Here is a 21,154-nt window from a genome sequence, read left to right as displayed (position 1 = left end):
ACGGAGCGATGTGATGCCCGAACCTCCCACGGTCGAGACGGCGCGGGGCGTGCCGGGCGAGAGCCCGATCTTCCCGGTCGGGGAGGAACTCGGCGACGCCGACGCGCGGCGGCTCGCCGATGAGCTCGGCCTCACCACAGAGGAGTACGAACGGATCGTGGCCACGCTGGGTCGCGTCCCGTCGAAGTCGGAGCTCGGCATGTACTCGGTGATGTGGTCGGAACACTGCTCGTACAAGTCGAGCCGGTTGCATCTCCGCGGTCTGCCGACCGAAGGTCCGCACGTCCTGGTGGGACCCGGTGAGAACGCGGGCGTGGTCGACGTGGGCGACGGGTTGGCCGTGACCTTCAAGATCGAGTCCCACAACCATCCGTCCTTCGTGGAGCCCTACCAGGGCGCGGCCACCGGGGTCGGCGGGATCATCCGCGACATCCTGACGATGGGGGCGCGCCCCGTCGCGCTGCTCGATCCGCTCCGCTTCGGTAACCCCGGAGACGCCTTCCAACGCCACCTGATCGACGGGGTCGTGCGGGGCGTGGGCGGGTACGGCAACTGTGTGGGTGTGCCCACCGTCGGTGGTGAGACCGTGTTCGACGACAGCTACGCCGGCAACCCGCTGGTGAACGTCCTGTGCGTCGGGGTGCTCCCCGCCGACCGGTTGCAGTTGGCCCGCGCCCAGCGTGTCGGGGACCTGGCCGTCCTGATCGGATCCGCCACCGGACGCGACGGCATCGGCGGGGCGTCCGTGCTCGCATCCGCCGGGTTCGACGCGGCCAGCGCCGACAAGCGCCCCAACGTGCAGGTCGGCGATCCGTTCGCCGAGAAGCTCCTGATCGAGTGCTGCCTGGAGCTCTACGAGCGTGAGCTGGTCGCCGGGATCCAGGACATGGGCGCCGCGGGGATCACCTCCTCGACATCGGAGATGGCGTCGAGGTCGGACGTCGGGATGCGGGTGGAGCTGTCCGCGGTCCACCTGCGCGAACCGTCCATGGAGTCGTGGGAGATCCTGTGCTCCGAGTCGCAAGAGCGGATGCTCGCCCTGGTCCCGCCCGACCGCCTCGACGAGGTCGTCGCCGTCTGCAACCGCTGGGAGGTCCCGGCGACGGTGATCGGCGAGGTCACCGACGGAGACCGGCTGGAGGTCGTCCGCGACGGTGAGGTGGTCGCCGACGTGCCTGCCCGGTCGCTCGCGCACGAAGCCCCCCTGTACGACCGCCCCGCCCGACGCCCCGACTGGCTCGACCGCTACGCCCACGTCGACGCCGAGGCCCTCGACGTCGGCGCCGACCTGTCGTCGGTGGCCCTGGACCTGCTCGCCAGCCCCAACGTCGCAAGCAAGCGGTGGGTGTACCAGCAGTACGACCAGCTGGTGGGCTCGACGACAGTCGCCGGACCGGGCGGGGACGCCGCCGTGCTCCGCCTGATGGGCGCCCGTCACGGCATCGCCGTGGCCACCGACGGGCACGGCCGCTGGTGCGAGCTCGACCCGCGTGAGGGCACCCGCCGCGTGGTGGCCGAGGCGGCCCGCAACGTCGCCTGCGCCGGAGCCCGGCCCGTGGCTGCCACCAACTGCCTGAACTTCGGCAGCCCCGAACGTCCCGAGGTGATGTGGCAGTTCGCCCAGGCGGTGGCCGGGCTCGGCGACGCCTGCGAGGCGCTGGGGACACCGATCACCGGCGGGAACGTCAGCTTCTACAACGAGACCGCCGGGCGGGCCATCCACCCCACCCCGGTGGTCGGTGTAGTCGGGGTCCTCGACGACGTGACCCGAGCGATCGGGATCGGCTTCCAAGCGGCCGGCCACCGCGTGTACCAGGTCGGGGCGCCGACCCGCCCCGGCCTGGCCGGCAGCCAGCTACAGAAGCTGCTGGGCGCTCCGCTGGGCGGGCGTCTGGAACCCATCGACCTCGACGCCGAACGTCGGCTGCACCGGCTGCTGGCCGCGGTGGCCCGCGACGGTGTCGTCGCCAGCGCCCACGACATCTCCGACGGTGGCCTGCTGGCCGCCCTCACGGAATCCGCGCTGGCCGGCGAGGTCGGGGTCCGCTTCGAACCCGACGCCGGCGTGGACCCTGTGCAGGCGCTGTTCTCCGAGGCGCCCACCCGTGTCGTGGTGAGCGTGCCGTGCGAGCGGGTGACCGACTTCGAGGCGGCGTGCCGCGAGCACGAGGTGTGGCTGCGGCGCGCGGGAACCGTCGGCGGAGACCGCATCGAGGTGGTCGGCGTCGTCGACCTGCCGCTGGACGGGGCGCGCGCCGCGTACGAGGGCGGGTTGCCGCGGGCGCTGGAGGCTGACCGGCTGGCCTGACCCTGGGCCGCAGAGCCTGTTCAGGCCACCGGGACGGTGAAGCTGAAGGTGCTGCCCTGGCCCGGGACGCTGTCGAACCAGATACGTCCGCGTTGCGCCTCGGCCAGCGCCTTGCACACGTACAGGCCGAGCCCGGTGCCGTCGGGGCGGCCTCCACCGCCCAGACGCGAGAACTTCCGGAACAGCTTGTCGGCGTCTTGGGGGGCGATCCCCATCCCCTGGTCACGGACCGAGACGACGATCTCGTCGCCGGACCGCCGCACCGAGACCCGCACGTTGCTGTCCGCCGGTGAGAACTTCAGCGCGTTGGCCAGCAGGTTGCGCAGGATCCGACGGGTGTGCGACCGATCGGCGTGCGCCGGTTCGAGCCCTGGCTCCAGGTCCACGACGCAGCGACGGTCGGGATGCTCGGTGCACGCGTCCGCGACGGCCCGGTCGACGACCCCGGCCAGATCCAACCGCGACGGCTCGCAGGGGATCTCCCCGGAGTCGATCCGCGCGACCATCAGGATCTCGCCGACGCGTTCGCTGATGTCGTGCGCGGTCCGCCTGATGCGGTCGAGGTAGTGCAGCTTCGCGGCCTCGTCGAGCGTTCCCCAGTCATCGCGGAGCAGGTCGGCGTACCCCGCGACCAGGGCCAACGGCCCGCGCAGGTCGTGCACGACCACCCCGACGAAGTCGTTCTTCAGCCGATCCAGTTCGCGCAGGCTCTGGGCGATCGTGCGCTCCTGCTCCAACAGCAGCAGCGTGCTCAGCGCTCCGGCGGCCTCGCGGACGAACGCCTCCAGCAGGGGAACGTCGTCGAGGTCGCAACCGACCGGATCGGCCCACGCCAACATCACCGCCCCGGTCACCTCGCCTCCCACGCGGATCGGGACCGCGACGTAGGCGTGCAGGCCGCGCGCCAGAAGCTGCTCGTCGACCGGCGAGGGCTCACCGGCCTGCAGGTCGCGGCGGAGATACGCGCGACCGGCTTCCAACGCCGCCCGCAGGTCCGGTTTCCCGGCGTCGATCAGCGACCCGGCCGGGAGCGCGTCGGCCGCGTCGCCGGTGACCAGTGCGACGCGCACCCGCCGGTCGCTGTCCGGGACGGCCAGCGCCGCCCAGTCGAAGGGCACCACGTCGCTCAGCACCCGAGTGAAGGAGGCGAACGCAGTCCGGACGTCGCGGGCGGTGCTCACCGCCCGCGCGGCCTCGGCGAGTTGGCCATCCATCTCGGTGCGGCGTTGCAGGCGCTGGTTGGCCCGTTGCAGTTCGGCGTTCGTCCGTTCGAGTTGCACTTGGGCGCGCTTGCGCTCCGAGATGTCCTCGATCATGGCGAGCGCGAGGCGCCGGCCGTCGTCGTCGGCGACGGTCGACACGTGCAGGTTGGCCCAGACCACGCCCCCCCGGCGGTGCAGGTAGCGCTTCTCGATCTGGTAGCTGCGGACGCTGCCCTCGAACAGCCGGGTGGCGAGCTGCGTCTCGCCGTCGACGTCCTCGGGGTGGGTGATGTCGCGGAACGTGCGTTGACGCAGCTCGTTCAGCGTGTACCCGGTGATGCGGCAGTAGGCCTCGTTGGCGTCGACGTACCGCAGGTCGGAACCCACCAGGCACATCCCCAGCGGCCCGTCATCGAAGACCTTGCCGTACGGCTGGACGTCCCGACGGGCGTCGACAGCGAACGACTGGTCGATCACGGGCGCCCCTCTCGTGGTCGGCCCGACCGTACCGGCACGTCAGCCTGTCGTTCGCCAGCCAGGGCCGCACTTGGGGTGCGGTCGGTGTCCTTACCCTGTCGCACCCGCACGCAGCGTGACGTCGGCGCTGATCTTGCGGTGCATGTTCTCGGTGACCGCGATCGGTGCCGGTTCGCGGACCATCGGGCGGTCGCCCGACAGGTCCAGCACCCCTTCCTCCAGCCACGTGTAGCGGCCGTTGAGGGCCCGCTGTGCGGCGGTGTAGACCACGTCGTCGTCGTTGTGCCACAGCTCGTGGAACAGCCGCTCGGACCGCCGCCGAGCGCCGCGGCAGAACAGGTCGGCCAGCTCCTGGGCTGCACGACCCCGCTCGACGCCGTGGTTCTCGAGGATCATCTGCGCCCGGGAGCAGGCGGCGCTGATCGCGAACAGCTCGCAGCCGATGTCCACGATCCGGCCGAGGAACATCTGCTTGCGTTCGAGCTTCCCCTGCCACCGCGACATCGCGTAGAACGTGGAGCGGGCCAGCTTCCGTGCGTTCCGTTCGACGAAGCGCAGGTGTTCGGCCAGGGGCCCGAACTCCTCGTAGCTGTTGGGCATCTGGCCGGCGCCGACCGCCAGGGTGGGCAGCCACCGGGCGTAGAAGCCGGCCGCCTCCAGGCCGACCCGCGCCTTCTCGCTCAGTTCCTTGTCCGGGTCGATGATCCCGCCTGCGACCGCCAGGTGCTGGTCGACCGCCTCGCGGGCGATCAGCAGTCGCATGATCTCCGACGATCCTTCGAAGATGCGGTTGATGCGCATGTCGCGCAGGACCTGCTCGGCGGGGATGGGCTTCTCGCCGCGTGCCGCCAGCGAATCGGCGGTCTCGTACCCGCGGCCGCCCCGGACCTGCACCAGCCGGTCGACGGCGAGCCACGCCATCTCCGAGCCGTACAGCTTGGCGATGGCGGCCTCGATGCGGATGTCCTTGGCGCCCTCGTCAGCCATGGTGCTGGCCAGCTCCACCACCGCCTCGAGCCCGAAGGCCACCGCGGCGATGAACGAGATGTGCTCCGCGACGGCTTCGTGCTGACCGATCGGGCGCCCCCACTGCACGCGCTCGCTGGCCCACTCGCGTGCGATCTTCAGCGACCACTTCGCGGCGGCCGCGCAGATCGCGGGGAGCGAGAGCCGGCCCGTGTTGAGGGTGGTGAGCGCGATCTTGAGACCCATGCCCTCCTTGGCGATCAGGTTCTCCTTGGGGACCCGCACGTTGTCGAAGCGGGTGACGCCGTTCTCGATCCCGCGCAGACCCATGAACCGGTTGCGGTTGACGACCGTGATCCCGGGCGTGTCCATCTCCACGACGAACGCACTGATGCCGCCGCGGTGACCGTCGCTCGGCGGGACCACGGCCATCACCACCAGCAGGTCGGCGATCACACCGTTGGTGGTCCACAGCTTCAGGCCGTTGATGAGGTAGGCGTCGCCGTCGGCGGTCGGGACGGCGGTCGCCCCCATCCGCGCTGGGTCGCTGCCGACGTCGGGTTCGGTCAGCAGGAACGCGCTGATCTCACGGGTGCACCGCGGCAGCCACTTGCGCTTCTGCTCGTCGGTGCCGAACAGCTTCAGCGGCTGCGGCACGCCGATCGATTGGTGGGCGGACAGCAACGTGGCCAGCGACGGGTGAGCGGAGCCCGCCAGCGCCAGCGCCCGGTTGTAGTACACCTGCGACAGTCCCAGGCCGCCGTACTCCTCGTCGATCTTCATGCCCAGCGCGCCCAGCTCGATCAGGCCGCGGATCACATCGTCGGTGATCCGTTCCTCGCGTTCGATCTGTAGCGGATCGACGTTCTCGCGCAGGAAAGCCTCGAGCTCGCGCAGGAACCGTTCACCCTTCTCGACGCTCGCGGGGCGGGGCCGCGGGTGAGGGTGGATCAGCTCGAGGTCGAAGCTGCCGAGGAACAGCTGCTTCCCGAAGCTGGGCTTGTCCCAGGCGACCTCGCGCGCCGCCTCGGCGACCTCGCGGGCCTCTTGCTCGGTGACCTTCGGCTGCTGGCTCACGGCGACTCTCCCGGCAGAAGTGGAACGTGCGCTACAAGTGTACGGTACGGGGCGGCCACGTGCGGGCGTGTCGCCTCACGGGACCGGCCGCGAGAGCGTCAGGGCCGTACACTCGCGCCACTTCCCTTTCCAAGGAGCCCGTGTGGCGTTCGCCCTGCCCGGCCGCAGACTCCCGCTGGCCGCGCCCCGCCCCGACGGCGCGGACGACCTCGCACGGCTGGGGGAGGGCCCGCGTGAGGAGTGCGGCGTCTTCGCGGTGTATGCCCCCGGCGAGGACGTCGCGAAGCTGACCTACTACGGGCTGTTCGCCCTGCAGCACCGCGGCCAGGAATCGGCCGGCATGGCCGTCTCCGACGGCGCCCACATCACGGTCACCAAGGACATGGGCCTGGTCAGCCAGGTGTTCAACGAGTCTCAGCTGGCGGCGCTGGAAGGTCACCTCGCGGTCGGCCACGTGCGCTACTCCACGACCGGGTCGTCGTCGTGGCCGAACGCCCAGCCGCAGTTCCGCGAGACCCCCGCGGGGGGACAGCTTGCGCTGTGCCACAACGGCAACCTGTGCAACACCGCCGACGTCGCCCGGATGCTGGGGCCTGGCGTCGCACCGGCCAACGACAGCAGCCTGATGGCGTCACTGCTGGCCGCGGATCAGGACGTGTCGCTCGAAGAAGCCATCGTGTCCACCATGCCCAAGCTGTCGGGGGCGTTCTCGCTGGTCGTCATGGACGAGCACACCCTGTTCGCGGTCCGCGACCCGTGGGGCGTCCGTCCCCTGCTGCTCGGCCGTCTTCCCACCGGCTACGTCGTCGCCTCCGAGAGTGCCGCGCTCGACATCGTCGGTGCGCACGAGCTCCGCGAGGTCGAGCCGGGAGAGGTAGTGATCATCGACGCGCACGGGGTGCGGTCGCGTCGTTTCGCCGAGCCCACCGTCCGGTTCTGCCTGTTCGAGTGGGTGTACCTGGCCCGCCCCGACCACCGCAGGAGCGGCACCAGCGTCTACGCGGCGCGACGCCAGATGGGGCGCATCCTCGCGCGGGAGGCTCCCGCCGCTGCTGACCTGGTCATCCCGGTGCCCGACTCGGGCACCGCAGCCGCGGCCGGTTACGCCGAGGGGTCCGGGCTGCCCTACGCCGAGGGGCTGGTGAAGAACCGGTACGTGGGGCGCACGTTCATCGAGCCGTCGCAGTCGCTGCGGCAGCTGGGCATCCGACTGAAGCTCAACCCGCTGCGTTCGGTGATCGAGGGTCAGCGGCTGGTGGTCGTCGACGACTCGATCGTGCGCGGCAACACCTCCCGCGAGCTGGTCCGCATGCTCCGCGAAGCCGGCGCCGCCGAGGTGCACCTGCGGATCACCTCGCCGCCGATCACCCACCCCTGCTACTACGGCATCGACATGGCCGACCGGGCGCAGCTGATCGCCGCCGGCATGACGGTCGAGGAGGTCGCCGCGTTCGTCGGTGCGGATTCGCTGCACTACCTCACCCTCGACGGGCTCGTTGACGCGGTGCCCGACAGCGCGGATCAGCTGTGCCGTGCCTGCTTCGATGGCCGCTACCCGATCCCGGTCCCCGACGAGCACGAGCAACTCGCGCAGGCTGAGTTCAACGTCGCCGCGCTCGCGAGGGCCCGCGACGGCGCCTGAGATCGCCGATGGACGGCCGCCCGCGGCGCTGATCCGGGAGCGCTTATGGTGTTGGTATGCACCGACTCTTCGTCTACCCGCTGATCACCGTCGTGGCGCTGGGGGGCTTCCTCGGCGGGCGCTGGCTCGAGCTGTCCGGCTGGCTGCACATCACGATCGAACGGGGCGGCGAAGCGGTCGGCGTCCCCGACCGCGTCTTCCGCGAGCCGCCGGGCCGACCGCCACCCGAGGCATCGACGCCCGACACCGATCAGGAACCCGAACCGGCTGGCACCGACACCGCCAGCCCCACGCCAACGCCGACGGACACCGCGACGGCGACGCCGACCGCGACCGAGCCGACGAGTCCCACGCCGACCGCGACCGAGACGGCGAGCCCGACCCCGACGGTCACCACGAGTCCCACCGCGACCGAGACGGCGGAGGCTCAGGCCGAGCAGACGACGACCCCCACGCCGACCCGGACGGGAACCCCGACCCCCACCACGTGACAAGGTCCTGGGTCGACCGCCGAGCCGCCCGAGCGGAGCCGCTCACTCCTCGGCACGGGCCAGTGCCTTCTCGGCCGCTTCGTACTCGGTCAGCACGCTCTCGGGGAGCGGCGGCTTGTCGAAGTGGCCCAGGATGTAGGTCGGCGCGGCGGGCTCGGCCGGTGCGCCGGCGACATCCCCCAACGGCTCCACGGCGGCCTTGGGGCCGAAGAGGGTCTCGACCACGGTCGCACGCGTGACCGCCCACAGCAGGATCAGGTTCACCACCGCCCAGAACATCGCCACCCCGCTCCACGCATCCAGCGATCCGACGAAGGGGGCCGACACCAGGGCCACGAGCGTGATCGCGAACGTCGCCACCGTGAACCAGGCGATCAGCGGCGGACGGCCGGCTTCGTCGCCCGCACCGGTTGCCTCGAACCCCGTCTCTCGCCCCGCCACCGCGGCCACCGCGGCCTTGATGTACACCGGGAACGATCCCACCGTGAACTGCATGTGGCGGAGTCCGAACTCGCCCTGCAGTTCACGGCGCAGGTTGATCAGGGTCACGGTGACGTGCGGGATGAAGAAGACGAAGAACGTGGTCGCGCCGCTCGCGAACGGCCCCATCCGCCACAACAGCGCGAACCACGGCAGGGTGAGGTAGATCAGCGTCACGAAACCGTTGAAGTAGTACGTGGTGCTGAACAGGTACTGCAGGCGCTGCAAGGGCCGCAGACCGCTCTTCAACGGACCGCCGTGCAGGAACGTCGAGATCGACCCGTGCGCCCACCGCAGCTGCTGCTCGAAGTACGCGCGCAGGTTGTGGGGGCCCTGTCCCTCGGCGAGCACGAACGGGAAGTAGACCGTCTTCCACCCGCGGCGGTGCAGCTCGACGCTCGTGGCGATGTCCTCGGTGACCGTCGACTGGTCGAAGCCGCCGACCTGCTCCAGCGCGGAGCGGCGGATGACCGCGTTCGTGCCGCACAGGAACGCCGCGCCCAGGCCGTGCTTGCCGCGCTTGATCGGGCCGTAGAACACCGCCTGCTGGTACCACGCCCTGAGCGCCACACGGTTGCCGTGCGCGTTGCCGTAGAACTGCGGGCTCTGCGCGATGGCGACGTCGGCGTCCTCGAAGTACCCGACGAGGTGCGTGAGCAGGTCGCGGCGGGCGACGTGGTCGGCGTCGAGCACAAGGATCAGATCGCCGTCGGTGCGTGCCAGGGCGTGGTTGAGGTTCCCGGCCTTGGCGCCCTCCGACGACTCGCGCGGGATGTAGTCCGCGCCGAGTTCGTGGGCGAGCTCGCGGACCTCGTCGCGGACAGCGTCGTCGAGCACGTAGGTGCGGTGGGTTCCATCCATCGCGACCACCGCGGTGATGGTTCGACGCAGGACCTCGAGCGGCTCACCGTATGTGGGGATGAACACGTCGACGGAGAAACTGGTTCGCCCGGCGGGCGGCAGCTCCACCCCACCCATCCAGATCGACTGCCACAGCCCCACCAGGTGGGTGATGGTGAAGGTCTCGGCGGCGGCCAGGAGCCAGAACAGCACCGGCTGGCCGATGTGCCCGGACACCGACCACCAGCCGACGTACGCCGCGGTGAACAGGATGTTGATCAGCACCAGCTGCCGGGCACCGAATCGCCCCGGCCAGGGTTCCTCACGGACCAGGTGCTGGGTGGGTGGCGTCCCGTCGGCGGTGGCCTCAGGCGCGAGGACTCCGCGACGCTGCTCGAGGAGCGTCGCGAGAGGGTCCTCGCCGGGCTCGCCGTGTCCGGTCGGCCCAGGGTCGTCCGCGGTCGACAAGGACCCGCCCTCGGCAGACGGGCGCTGCGATCCCTGGGAGGTGTCAGCGGATCGGTCGGCGGTGTCGTCGTCGGGCCGGTCGGTGTCTGGCCGGTCGGTCACGTTGTCATCCTGCCATCGTTTCGACGCGTCGGGACCGCCCCGGCCGCCCGAAGGTCGAGGACGGTGGCGGTGGCCGCCATGACCAGCGTCGTCCACCGGCCGGCTCGCGGCAGATGCCTCCACGCCAAAAGCGTCGCCGCGGCGTCGGCCGCGTCCACCAGCGCGGCGGCCTCGAGCCACCCTCTGGCACTTGCGCCGTGGCGGCGCGCCAACAAGGTGCCGACGCCGATCGCCATGTCCCGCGCTCCGGCCGCACGGGTCATCGCCTTGGTCCCCGGACGGGCTGCGTCCGCTCCGATCCACGGTCGTGCGGCCAGTCGTGGGGCCAGCAGCAACCCGGTGCCGATGGCGACGCGGGTGACGCCCAGCGCGGTCTGCAGCGTCGGGTTGTCCACGGTGTCTCCTTCAGGCCAGTAGGTCGCGGGTCACCGCGAGCCACAGCTCGGTCGACAGACGCAGCGACTCCTGATCGACGCGTTCGTCGTCACCGTGGAACATCCGCAGGTACTCCCCGAACGGGATCGCGTCGCTGTACGCGCCGTAGCCGTAGCAGGTCGCACCCAGCCGGCGAAGGAAACGCGCGTCGGTGGCCCCGGGAAGGATGTAGGGGACGTTCCGCGCCCCGGGGATGAGCCGCTCCGCGTGGCGCTGGAGGCTGTCCCACAGCGGCGTGTCGAGCGCCGATGCGCTGGCCGGGTCGGCGTGACGCAGCTCGATCGCAACACGGTCGGCGACGTCGCCGAGCGCGTCGGAGATCAACTGGAGCACATCCTCTCGGCCGAGTCCGGGCAGGGCACGGATGTCGACCTCCAGCTCCGTCCGGTCGGGGATCACGTTGACCTTGACGCCGGCGTGCATCACTGTCGGGGCGATCGTGGTGTGGGTGCAGGCGTGCACGAAGCGGGCCATGCCGGCGTCGTCGAGGCCGTCGATGTACGCATCCAGCCCACGGGCGTCGACGAGCTCACGGCTGAGCTGTCCAGGCAGTTGCAGCCCGGTCACGAACCGCTCCCAGATCTCGCCGATCTGCGGTGGCGGTCGGTAGGCGGCCAGGCGACGGACGACCTCGGCCCCGGTGGCCAGTGCGTTGTCGGTGCGCAGCGGCATCGAACCGTGCCCGGGGACCCCGGCGACGCGCATGCCTGCCCAGAAGGCTCCCTTCTCGGCGACCGCGACGGGGAGTTTCGGTCCGGTCGCGTCGGTGAGTCCCATCCGGGCCCCGCCCAGCTCGGTCACCACGTAGTCCGTGCTGACGACGTCGGGATGCTCCTCGACGAGCCATTTCGCGCCCCAGGTGCCGCCTGCCTCCTCGTCGGCGACGGCCAGGTACACCAGCGTGCCGCGCGGTGAGAACCCCTCGTCGGCCAGGCGACGCACCGCGACCGCCATGGACGCAGTGAGGTTGAGCATGTCGATGGCGCCCCGTCCCCACACCACGCCGTCCACCAGCTCACCGCCGAACGGGTCGCGCCGCCAGTTGTCGGCGGTGGCCGGGACCACGTCGGTGTGGCCCATCAGCATCAGCGACGGCGCCTCGGGGTCGCGGCCGTCGATGCGGGCGATCAGGCTCTGGCGTCCGGGCTTGGGCTCGTGGACCTCCAGGTCGACACCGGTGCCTTCCAGGTAGCTGCGGAGCAGGTCGACGTTGCGGACCTCCTGGCCCGACCCGACCGTCCCGTCGTTCACGCAGGCGTTGCGGATCAGGTGCTGTAGGAGGTCGGTGACCTCGTTCACCAGCGCCCCCAAGGGTCCTCCTGGCGTGCGTTCGCCGGATCGAGCGCGTCCGGCCTGCTTGCGGCTTTAGAAGAAGTCGAGCATCCACGGCGAGGGACCGGCGAACGCCCGCCCCAGGGCGCGCAGGTCGTCGCCGGTCGCTGCCTCCAGCAGACCCACGCGCGCCAGCGCCCACGGTGACGTCAGGCCGGTGTACAGGGGTGCGAGCGCGCCGACCGTCGTGCGCACCGTCCCGGCACCGCCCGGCGTCAGCACCCCCTTACCATCACGGACGTCGAGCACCCACCGGCCACCGTTCCACGGGGCGACCTCGTCGACCAGCGCCAACTGCACGGTGACGTCGGCGTCGGTGGGGTAGCCGCGGGCAGCCACCGCACCGGCCACGTCGACCAGCCGTGTCATCCAGTGCCAATCGTCCTCGATGCGGGCGTCCTGCTCGTCGACGACGAACGACAGCGGCTCGTGCAGGCCCCCGTACCAGCTGACGGTGGCGCTCACTCCCCGGTTGGCGGCCAGCAGCCGCCACAGCGCCGTGGCCGCGGCGCCACGACCCGCGACCAGCTCGATGACCCGCAGCCGGTAGAACTCGTCGGCGTCGGGTGGGGGCTCCTCGTGGCGGTACGCGACGTACCCGTCCAGCTCACCGTCGTCCTCGAGCGCCGCGTACACGTAGGTGTGGTCGTGGCGGGTGAGGTGGTCCAGGATGGTCTGCCAGCGGTCGCCGGTACGGTCGATGAACCCATCGGTCATCGTCGCCACGCGGTCGTAGACGCCTTGGACCCGGTCGAGGTCGGCGTCCAGGTCCACCGCCACGACCTGCACCGCGGGGCGGGGCAGATCGGCCAGCGTGCGCAGGGGCAGGCGTCGGCGCACCCGTGCCCCGGCCAGCTCCCACCCCAGGCGTCGGTAGGGGACGTTGGTCGCCGGGTACAGCGTGCTGATCACCTGGCCACGGTCACGCATCAGCGACAGGGCCAGGCGCATCAGTCGCGACGCCACCCCGGTGCTGCGGTGCTCGGGCGCCACCGCGACGCTCGCCAGGCCGCCCATGGGCACCGACCGCCCGCCGAACCACTGCCCCAACGGCAGGACCGCCAGCGACGCGATCAGCCGGTCGTCGACGAAGGCGCCCAGGTGGTGGTCGGGACGGAAGCGGGTGAGGTACCGATCACGGTCGCCCGCAGGGATGTTGAACGCCTGGGCGCGCAAGGCGAACGCCGCCTCGGCGTCGTCGACGCTCAGTGGGCGCAGGTCACTGGTCACCGCACCAGGCTAACCACCGCGGTGATCCGCGCGTCGCTGATCGGCGTGGGAGGATGCGCCGCGACGACACGACGCCGGGGATGCCATGGCCAGCGACGACCCGCTCTCGTACGCCGCCGCCGGAGTGGATCGGGCGGCGGCCGACGCCGCGATCGAGCGGCTCGGACCGCTGTTGGACAAGGCCCGCCGCCCGGAGGTGCTGAGCGGGATCGGTGGCTTCGCTGGCCTGTTCGCCCTGGATACCCGACGGTGGCGCGCACCGGTCCTGGCCAGCTCCGCCGACGGGGTCGGCACCAAGGTGGAACTGGCGCGCCAGCTGGACGTGCTCGAGACGGTCGGACAGGACCTGGTCGCCATGGTGGCCGACGACCTGGTCGTGACCGGCGCCGAACCGCTGTTCCTTCTCGATTACCTGGCGGTCGGCCGGCTCGACCCCGACCGTGTCGAGCGGATCGTCGCCGGCGTCGCCGAGGGGTGCCGCGTCGCCGGGTGTGCTCTGGTCGGCGGCGAGACGGCCGAGCATCCCGGCAGCATGGACGACGACGCCTTCGACCTGTCGGGCTTCGGTGTCGGGATCGTCGAGCGCGAAGCCCTGCTGGGCCCCCACCGCGTCCAGGTCGGCGACGCACTGATCGCCATGGCAGCCAGCGGACTGCACGCGAACGGCTACAGCCTCGTCCGACGAGCGGTCGCGGACGCCGATCTGTTCGCCAGCCACGGCCTGCCGCGGTCGCTCGGCCAGGAGCTGCTCACCCCGACCCGCATCTACGCGCGGGACTGTCTGGCACTTGCCGCGGCGCTGCCCGTGCGGACGTTCTGCCACATCACCGGAGGTGGCCTCCCCGGCAACCTGGCTCGCATCCTGCCCGAGGGCCTCGGCGCACGGATCGACACCGCGACGTGGGAGCGACCCGCCGTGTTCGGCCTTGTTCAGCGTCTGGGACGCATCCCCGACGAGGAGATGTGGGCGACGTTCAACCAGGGCATCGGGATGGTGGCGGTGGTGGCCCCGGCGGCGGCCGACGACGCGGTCAACCTGCTGGCGGGGCGTGGTGTGCCCGCCTGGGTCGTGGGCGAGGTCCGACCGGCTGGCGGGATCGCCATCACGTGACATGACGTGGGGCGCAACGGTCCAAGTGCGGTCACCGGCTCCGGCTGCGGAGGTAGAAGCTGCGCAGGCGACCGACCGCGGCGATGCGCCTTTCGGCGACGAGCTCGGCCGCCAACTCGGTGGTGACGTCCAGTTCGTGGGCGAGGTCGAAGATGTCCCGCAGGGTCTGACCGATCCGTTTGGCGCAGCGGAAGGCTCGCTCCTCCGAGTACCCGCCGGGCCGCAGCTCGTCGGAGACTTGGATCAGTCCACCGGCGTTCACCACGTAGTCGGGGGCGTAGAGGATGCCACGGTCCTGGAGGCGCCCGGCGTCCTCGACGGTCGCGAGCTGGTTGTTCGCCCCACCGCAGATCGCGGCCACTCCGAGCCGGTCGATGGTCTGCTCGCTCAGCACCGCGCCGAGCGCGTTGGGGGACAAGATGTCAGCGTCCACCTCCAGGATGTCGACCGGATCCACCACCTCCGCGCCGGTGCGCGCGACCACGCGGTCGACCGCGTCGGCGTCGATGTCGGCGACGGTCAGCTTCGCCCCGGCCTCGGCGAGGTGGCGAGCCAGACGTCCGCCGACCTTCCCTAGTCCCTGGATAGCGACGTGGCGCCCATCGAGCTGATCCGAGCCCCACAGGTGCTCCGCGACCGCTCTGACCGCGACGAAGACGCCGTAGGCGGTGGTGACCCCGCTGTCTCCGGACCCGCCGTGGGCCCGATCCATCCCCGTCGCCCACCGGGTCTCTTCGGCGACGACCGCCATGTCGTCCGGGTACGTGCCGACGTCGCAGGCGGTGATGTAGCGGCCGTTGAGCGACTCGATCGCGCGGCCGTAGGCACGCAGGAGCGGCTCGGTCTTGTCGGTCTCCGGGTCGCCGATGATGGCTGCCTTGCCCCCGCCGAGGGTCAGTCCTGCGCAGGCCGCCTTGTACGTCATCGCCTGGCTGAGACGCAGGACGTCGACCAGCGCCGCCTCTTCGTCCGGGTACGGGAAGAACCGCGTTCCGCCCAGCGACGGTCCGAGCGCCGTCGAGTGGATCGCGATGATGCAGCGCAGACCCGCGTCCTCGTTGGAGGTGTACACCACCTGCTCGTGGCCCTCGAGCAGCGAGAACGGCCCGTCCACCTCCCGCCCTCCTGGGTCCTCGGTCCCGTCCGTGGCGCCAGCGGTGGTGACGCCACTCTTCGCCACCGCGGGGCTGCTGCAGGCGTAGGCTGGGAGCGTACGCGCGCGCCGAGCCGCCCGTGCCCGGGCCGCGTACCGCGCCATGGTGCCATGTGCGTACTTGCGGGTGTTCGAGCCTCTCGACGCTTTCCCGCCATCCGAGCGGGAGCGCTGGAGACGCTACGTCGCCGCGGACAACGGTGTCCCGACCTCGTCGGCGCAACACCAGGAAGCGACCGCAGCCTCGACCCGGCTGGTGACCGGGCGGGCACCGACCGAGCCGCCCACGGCGCTGGTCCGCAGGGTCGCGGATCAGGTGCACGTGTGCCCGCTGCAGCTGGCGGAACGGCACGCCGCTGCGCTGCTGGCGTTCCGGCAGCAGGTCCCCGACCCGGCAGCCGACCAGTTCTTCTCACGAGAGGAGATGTGGGCGGCGGCGGCGACCGTGGACCGGCTGATGCGTCCGCCGCACATCCGCGAGGCCAGCTGGGAGGTGCCGCTGCAGTGGTTCGCGGCATTCGACGCCGCGGAGCGGCGCTTCCGTGGACCGTCCGCTGGCCGGTCGGCACGCTTGGCGTACCTGACCACCGTCGAGGCCGCCCTCGACCGGCTCGACCGGGCGATCAGCGTGGTGGAAGCCAGGGTCGACGACGGGGGCGGGATCGGGGCGGCCCTGACCGAGCTGGTGGACTGGCTCGCCAACTTCCACGACGACAGCTTGTTGGAGCTCGATTACGGCGGTCTGGCAACGACGATCCCCGCAGCCGACTTGGCCACCGACCTATCGTGCGAGGACCTGTGGGCGACCATCGACAACCTCGAACGCGGCCACGCGTACCTGGCCGTCAGCGGGTACGAGGCTCTGCAGGGTCGTTGGCAGCTTTTGCGGATCCGGTGCCGAACCAACTGACACTACGACAGCGCGAACACGACGAGTACGGTCATTGTCGCTGGTCGTAACCCTCGAGGGCTCTTCGGCGCTCACCCCTCTCGAGAGCTAGTCCGTTGCGGCCACGGAAAGATGGCACCAACCAGGCATAGCGCCCGAGCGTCGCGTGACCGACTCCCTAGGCGACGCAACGTCTAGAGAGAGGTCTGACAGTGCAGCGCCGAGGTGACGACGAACAGGAACTGCTGACGCCGGGACAGGTGGCCAAGCGGTTCGGGGTGAATCCCAAGACCATCACGCGGTGGGCGGACGCCGGGAAGCTCACGGCGATCCGAACGCTCGGCGGTCACCGCCGCTACCGGGCGTCGGAGGTCGAGGCCCTGCTCGAGCAGAGCGTGGAGCCCCGCCGCGAGGATGACGGCGACGGGGCCCAGTGGCGGTGAGCTCACGCGCGTGACACCGTCGCGCGCAGCAACCGTTCCAAGTAGGCCGCGTCGCCGAGCCGACGCCGAAGCTCACGTTCCAGGGCCGCCACCGGGTAGAGGTTCTGAGGGGCGCGCGGCTCCTTGTGCGCCTCGGACGCGAAGCGAGGCAACGTCACGCATGTGCGGTCCGCCAGTGTGCGCGCCGCCGCCAACGGCAGGTCGGCGGCAGCCTCACAGCGCACCACGCCGGCCCAGGGGTGTCCGGTTCCTCCGGGCAGCCGCAGGTACCAGCAGTACCGGCTCCACGTGGTCTGGGTGACGAACAAAGGGGTGCGCTGCCCGGCGGGCAGGCGCGCAACCACCTGGTTGGCGCGCGGCGAGAGGTACCGCACGTGGTGGGTCTTGACGTAGCCGATCGCGGCGTGTACGTCCTGACGCTCGCGCAAGGGCCCATCGATCACGACCAGGTCGGATCGTGGCGCCTGCCGCGCAACGGCGATCTCCAGGTCGCGCATGCGTTGCTGCAGGCCCGCGTCGAGCTGTGCCGGGTCGTCGTCGGCGACGGCCAGGGGGGCGTAGGTGCCGGCCGGTGTCTCCAGCGGCTCGGCGCCGGCCGTGGTTATGAGACCGCGGCGAACCTCGACGCCTTCGATCCTGGCGTCGGTGTCGCAACGGGCCACCCCGGCGGCGAACGACGCACACAGCCCCGCGCGGGTGGTGCCATCCTCGGCCGTCAGCCACACCTGCGCATCGACGCGGCGGATGCCGTCGACGAAGCGGACCTGGGCGGCGGCCGACACAGACGGGTCGGGTTCAAGCGGTCGCCACTTGGCCGCGGGCAGCTCGACCTGTTCGTCGACGACGGCGTCGGACGCTGAGGCGGCGTCGGCGTCGAACGGGCTGCCGTACCCGGGCGACCACGACTCGACCGCGATGCGCCTCACGCCGGCACCTTGTCGACGGTCGAGCTGCTGGCGACCTTGCGGACCTCGTAGCGCACGGGGACGCGTTCGGCCAGCTCGCGGACGTGGGTGACCAGCCCGACCATCCGCCCGCGCGCCCCGAGCTCCTCGATGGCGGCGGCGACCGTGTCGAGCGTGTCGGCGTCCAGGGTCCCGAAGCCTTCGTCGAGGAACAGGGCGTCGAGGCGGGCCGAACCGTGCGCGGCCAGGTCCGCCAGGTGCTCGGCGAGCGAGAGAGCCAGCGCCAGCGACGCCAGGAACGTCTCGCCGCCCGACAGCGTCCGCGCCGGCCGGCGTTCGTCGGCGTTGCGATGGTCGACGACCTGGAAGGCGCCGCCGTCGTCGAGGGTGAGCGAGTACGCCCCGTCCGACAGGTCACGCAGGATCGTCGACGCCCCGGCCAGCAGCCGACGGAGCGCCCGCGCCAGCAGCCACCGCTCGAAGTTGCGTGCGTCGAGGTGCCGGCCGAGCGTGCGTGCGACCGTGGTCGCCTCGGCGGCGGCGCGGCGCCGCCGGCGGACCCGAGCCGCTTCGGCCAGGTCGCGCTCGAGACGGTCGAGGGCGGCTCGCGCGGCCGCGCGCGCCGCCACGATCGCGTCCCGCGGCTCGCCGTCGGTGTCGACCCCGGCGCCGGCACAGGCGGTGCGGAGCTCACCGAGCCGGGCGCGGTAGCGCCGCTCACAGCGCTCGAGCGTGGCTCGGGCCGCTGCGGCGGCCTCGCGCTGGTTGGGGGCGTGCTGGGCCGCCCACGTTGCCAGCGTTGCCCAGCTGCCGGCCAGGTCGGCACGGTCGGCCGTCGGCGGCTGCAGTCCCAGACCGGCGAGATCGTCGCGGATCCCGTCGAAGGCCTGCCACGCCGCGTCGATCGCTCCGGTCAGATCCTGCAGCGCCTGGGTGGCGTCCGCACGGCGTCGCCGGGCGCTGCGCTCGGCGTCGCGGGCCGCCGCCACGGCGGCGTCGGCGTCCGCGACGTCACGCAGAGCTGTCTGCACCGCGTCGGCGGTGACGTCGCCACCGACGACGTCCGCCGCGACCCGCAGATCGCCGTCGACGTCGGCCAGTTGGCGTTCCAGGCTCTGGATGCGGCTCGTGGCCATGCCGACGTCGGCCTCGGCCCGACGCCGCTGCGCCTCGGCGTGGGCAGCGGCATCCTCGGCCGCCGCCAGCGCGTCGCGGGCCGCGACGAGGTCGCCGGGAAGATCCGCCGTGGGCACGGTATCGACCACCTGCCGGCACACCGGACAGGGCTGTCCGGCACGGAGCTCAGCGCTCAGGGTGTGCGCGGCGTGGTCGCGCCGGCGCTGCTCGAGCGTCGCGCGGGCGTCGCGCACTGTCCGTCCGGCCTGCTGCGCGTGGGCGGCGATCGCCGCCGCCGCGGCTGTCACGGTGGCATGGTCGCTGCGGGCCCGGTCGAGTTCCGTGACGAGGTCGCCCCGGCGGCGCAGGGCCCCGGCTGCAGACTGCAGCGCAGCCACGTCCGGGTGCTGAGCGCGTGCGTCCTCGGCGGCGTCCAGGTCGCCGGCTGCGGCGGTCGCGGCCGCCTCGGCTGCCTGGAGCTCACCGCTGGCGGCGGCCAACCGCCCCGCCAGAGCGGCGACGTCGGCTGGGACCGCCACCCCGGTCAGCGCCTCGGCGCGGCGCCCCGCCTCGTCCGCTGTCGCGCGGGCTCGCATCCCCTCACCGGCCAGCGCATCCAGGTCGGGTCGGGCGGCCTCGACCGTCGCGAGCAGCTCGTCGAGCTGGCGCACACGCGCCTGGGCGGCTGCGCGCGCCTTCGGTGTGGCGCCGGCCAGATCCGTCTCGAGCCGCTGGGCGAGCAGCTGCTCCTCCTGCTCGCGGCGTGCGGCCCGGTCGCGGGCGTGGCTGGCCAGCCGCCGGTAGATCCCAAGGTCCAACAGCCGGATCAGCAGATCCTGGCGCTCCCCGGGCTTGGCGTGCAGGAACCGCTGGAAGTCGCCCTGGGGCAGGACGACGCAGCGGATGAAGTGCTCGAACGTCAGGCCCAACAGGCCCTCGACCGTGGCGGTCAGCTCACGCTCGTTCCCGGCCAGCGTCGTGCCGGCGCTCTCGAGACGAGCTTCACGCGTCGACGCGCCACCGCTGGATGTGCGGCGCACCACCCGAACCGCCGTGTACGGCCGGTCGCCGACCCGGAAATCGAGGCGGACCCGCGCCTCCACCCTGCCCTGGCTGATGACCGGCGCGACCAGGCGACGGTCGTCGTAGCGGGCCACCGACCCGTACAGGGCGAAGGTGATCGCGTCGAGCAGGCTGGTCTTGCCGCTCCCGGTGGGGCCGGTGAACGCGAACAGGTCGACCCCGTCGAGGTCGACGGCCGCCGGCTCACGGAAGGACGCGAACCCTGCCACCTCAAGCCGGGTCGGACGCATGAGCCTCCTCCAGCAGTTGGCGGAACAGGGTGCCGAGCGCGGGATCGTCGTGACCGATCTCGGTCAGGTACTCGCTGAACAGGTCTGAAGGTGACCGCTGGAAACCGGCGATCGACCAGTCACCGGGGTCGTCGCGCAGTTCCGCGGCGGCGACCGTGACGTCGACCGCGTGGGGGAAGCGCGCCCGGGCCTCGTCGGCGAGGCCCGGGCGGGCGGGTTCCTCCAGCACGATCCGCAGGTAGTCGTCGCCGAAGTCGGCCTCGGCCAGCTCCTCGAGCGTGCCGCTGACGGTGCGCAGCCGCCGTCCGGCACGCAACCGCACGTTGCGGATCTGCGCCGGCGCGCCGGGGGTCGCGTCGACGATCGTGACGACCTTGTCACCGCGCGCCTCGCCGAAGTCCAGCTGCAGAGGGGAACCGCTGTAGCGGATCGGGCACGGCCCGGGGATGGTCTGGGGACGGTGCAGGTGGCCCAGCGCGACGTAGTGGGAGGTGGCCGGGAACACCTGCGTGGGGACGACGTAGTCGAAGATGCTGTGAGCCTGCCGCTCGCCTCCGCCCAGCACACCACCCACGACCGTCAGGTGGGCCACGACGATGTTGACCGTGTCGGTGGTGAACCCGGTCGTGAGCGCAGCGACGATCTGTCGGCAGCGTTCGGCGTACCGCCCGGCGTGCTGGTCGGCGTCGAGGGCCATCAGGTCGTCGGCGGTCACGATCGACCGCTGCGACAGGAACGGCAGGAGCGCGATCCGGGCGACCTCGCCACCCCGGGCGGTGACGTCCACCACGCCGCCCTCGTCGGGGCGGGCCAGCCGTGCCCGGGTGTGGACACGGGCCAGGTTCAGCAGTGGCGCGACCGCCTCGAGGCGCCGTGGGTGGTCGTGGTTGCCGGCGACGACCACGACGTCGGCCCCGGTGGCGGCCAGCTCCAGCAGCGCGCGGTACACGATGCGCTCGGCCTCGGCGGTCGGCGCGGCGGTGTCGAACAGGTCCCCGGCGACCACGACCAGGTCGACGCCCTCGTCGGCGGCGATCCGTGTGATCTCCGACAGTGCGGCGCGGTGTTCGTCCGCGCGGCTGCGTCCCCGAATGGTGCGCCCGACGTGCCAGTCGGAGGTGTGCAGGATCCTCACGGCTGTCCTCCCGGCGAGGACGGCAGGCTACGCGGCGGC

16 protein-coding genes are annotated in these 21,154 nt (G+C 71.8%); 6 read left to right on the top strand and 10 right to left on the bottom strand.

Going from position 1 to position 21,154, the window contains the following annotated elements:
• Nucleotides 1–13 precede the first annotated feature (13 nt).
• Nucleotides 14–2,308 (top strand): phosphoribosylformylglycinamidine synthase subunit PurL, encoded by a 2,295-nt coding sequence (gene purL, locus KY462_03985; protein ID MBW3576896.1) that lies wholly within the window; start codon nucleotides 14–16, stop codon nucleotides 2,306–2,308.
• Between the two features lie 20 nt (nucleotides 2,309–2,328).
• Here purL and KY462_03980 read toward each other — a convergent pair whose 3' ends face one another.
• Both KY462_03980 and KY462_03975 read right to left on the bottom strand, forming a co-directional pair.
• Nucleotides 2,329–3,987, bottom strand: a complete 1,659-nt coding sequence (locus KY462_03980) for a PAS domain S-box protein (protein MBW3576895.1) — start codon at nucleotides 3,985–3,987, stop codon at nucleotides 2,329–2,331.
• A 90-nt stretch (nucleotides 3,988–4,077) separates the two neighbouring features.
• Nucleotides 4,078–6,030 carry an acyl-CoA dehydrogenase family protein gene (locus tag KY462_03975; GenBank protein ID MBW3576894.1) on the bottom strand — a complete coding sequence of 651 codons (1,953 nt, stop codon included), beginning with the start codon at nucleotides 6,028–6,030 and terminating at the stop codon, nucleotides 4,078–4,080.
• Between the two features lie 175 nt (nucleotides 6,031–6,205).
• On the opposite strand from KY462_03975, the gene purF reads away from it, so the two are divergent.
• On the top strand, nucleotides 6,206–7,672 hold the full coding sequence (gene purF, locus KY462_03970) for an amidophosphoribosyltransferase (GenBank protein ID MBW3576893.1): 1,467 nt from the start codon (nucleotides 6,206–6,208) through the stop codon (nucleotides 7,670–7,672).
• Between the two features lie 56 nt (nucleotides 7,673–7,728).
• Nucleotides 7,729–8,163 carry a hypothetical protein gene (locus KY462_03965; protein MBW3576892.1) on the top strand — a complete coding sequence of 145 codons (435 nt, stop codon included), beginning with the start codon at nucleotides 7,729–7,731 and terminating at the stop codon, nucleotides 8,161–8,163.
• 42 nt (nucleotides 8,164–8,205) lie between these two features.
• Here KY462_03965 and KY462_03960 read toward each other — a convergent pair whose 3' ends face one another.
• Genes KY462_03960 through KY462_03945 form a run of 4 tightly spaced genes read right to left on the bottom strand, consistent with a single transcriptional unit; the run spans nucleotide 8,206 to nucleotide 13,050 of the window.
• On the bottom strand, nucleotides 8,206–10,053 hold the full coding sequence (locus tag KY462_03960; protein MBW3576891.1) for a glycosyltransferase: 1,848 nt from the start codon (nucleotides 10,051–10,053) through the stop codon (nucleotides 8,206–8,208).
• Entirely contained in the window at nucleotides 10,050–10,448 is a 399-nt protein-coding gene (locus KY462_03955; protein MBW3576890.1) for a hypothetical protein, read from the bottom strand. Before KY462_03955 ends, KY462_03960 begins: the two co-directional genes overlap by 4 nt.
• A gap of 10 nt (nucleotides 10,449–10,458) precedes the next feature.
• The gene (locus KY462_03950; GenBank protein MBW3576889.1) at nucleotides 10,459–11,799 is read right to left on the bottom strand and encodes a M20/M25/M40 family metallo-hydrolase; all 1,341 of its coding nucleotides are present in this window, start codon (nucleotides 11,797–11,799) and stop codon (nucleotides 10,459–10,461) included.
• Nucleotides 11,800–11,853: 54 nt separating this feature from the next.
• Nucleotides 11,854–13,050, bottom strand: coding sequence for a GNAT family N-acetyltransferase (locus KY462_03945; protein ID MBW3576888.1), 1,197 nt, complete (start codon nucleotides 13,048–13,050; stop codon nucleotides 11,854–11,856).
• Between the two features lie 85 nt (nucleotides 13,051–13,135).
• Between KY462_03945 and purM the strand changes: the two genes are divergently transcribed.
• Nucleotides 13,136–14,161, top strand: a complete 1,026-nt coding sequence (gene purM / locus KY462_03940) for a phosphoribosylformylglycinamidine cyclo-ligase (GenBank protein ID MBW3576887.1) — start codon at nucleotides 13,136–13,138, stop codon at nucleotides 14,159–14,161.
• Between the two features lie 31 nt (nucleotides 14,162–14,192).
• On the opposite strand, the gene KY462_03935 is transcribed toward purM, so the two are convergent.
• The gene (locus tag KY462_03935) at nucleotides 14,193–15,419 is read right to left on the bottom strand and encodes a valine dehydrogenase (protein ID MBW3576886.1); all 1,227 of its coding nucleotides are present in this window, start codon (nucleotides 15,417–15,419) and stop codon (nucleotides 14,193–14,195) included.
• Nucleotides 15,420–15,435: 16 nt separating this feature from the next.
• Here KY462_03935 and KY462_03930 point away from each other — a divergent pair, with 16 nt between their 5' ends.
• On the top strand, nucleotides 15,436–16,224 hold the full coding sequence (locus KY462_03930; GenBank protein ID MBW3576885.1) for a hypothetical protein: 789 nt from the start codon (nucleotides 15,436–15,438) through the stop codon (nucleotides 16,222–16,224).
• A gap of 191 nt (nucleotides 16,225–16,415) precedes the next feature.
• Nucleotides 16,416–16,646: a BldC family transcriptional regulator gene (locus tag KY462_03925; protein MBW3576884.1), complete on the top strand. Its 231-nt coding sequence runs from the start codon at nucleotides 16,416–16,418 to the stop codon at nucleotides 16,644–16,646.
• Nucleotides 16,647–16,648: 2 nt separating this feature from the next.
• Here the strand turns inward: KY462_03925 and KY462_03920 are convergent, their stop codons facing one another.
• From KY462_03920 to KY462_03910, 3 genes are read right to left on the bottom strand one after another with little or no spacing between them, the layout of a single operon-like run.
• A complete protein-coding gene (locus KY462_03920) occupies nucleotides 16,649–17,572 on the bottom strand; it encodes a hypothetical protein (GenBank protein ID MBW3576883.1) in 924 nt (307 codons plus the stop codon).
• Nucleotides 17,569–19,980 carry an SMC family ATPase gene (locus KY462_03915; GenBank protein MBW3576882.1) on the bottom strand — a complete coding sequence of 804 codons (2,412 nt, stop codon included), beginning with the start codon at nucleotides 19,978–19,980 and terminating at the stop codon, nucleotides 17,569–17,571. The genes KY462_03920 and KY462_03915 overlap by 4 nt, the downstream gene beginning before the upstream one ends.
• On the bottom strand, nucleotides 19,961–21,115 hold the full coding sequence (locus tag KY462_03910; GenBank protein ID MBW3576881.1) for an exonuclease SbcCD subunit D: 1,155 nt from the start codon (nucleotides 21,113–21,115) through the stop codon (nucleotides 19,961–19,963). The genes KY462_03915 and KY462_03910 overlap by 20 nt, the downstream gene beginning before the upstream one ends.
• Nucleotides 21,116–21,154 lie beyond the last annotated feature (39 nt).

Source organism: Actinomycetota bacterium, from assembly GCA_019347675.1.
In the GTDB taxonomy this organism is placed as follows: Bacteria; Actinomycetota; Nitriliruptoria; order Nitriliruptorales; family JAHWKO01; genus JAHWKW01.
The sequence above is the reverse complement of the archived record's forward strand: the minus strand, read 5'-3'. Positions and strand labels throughout refer to the sequence as shown.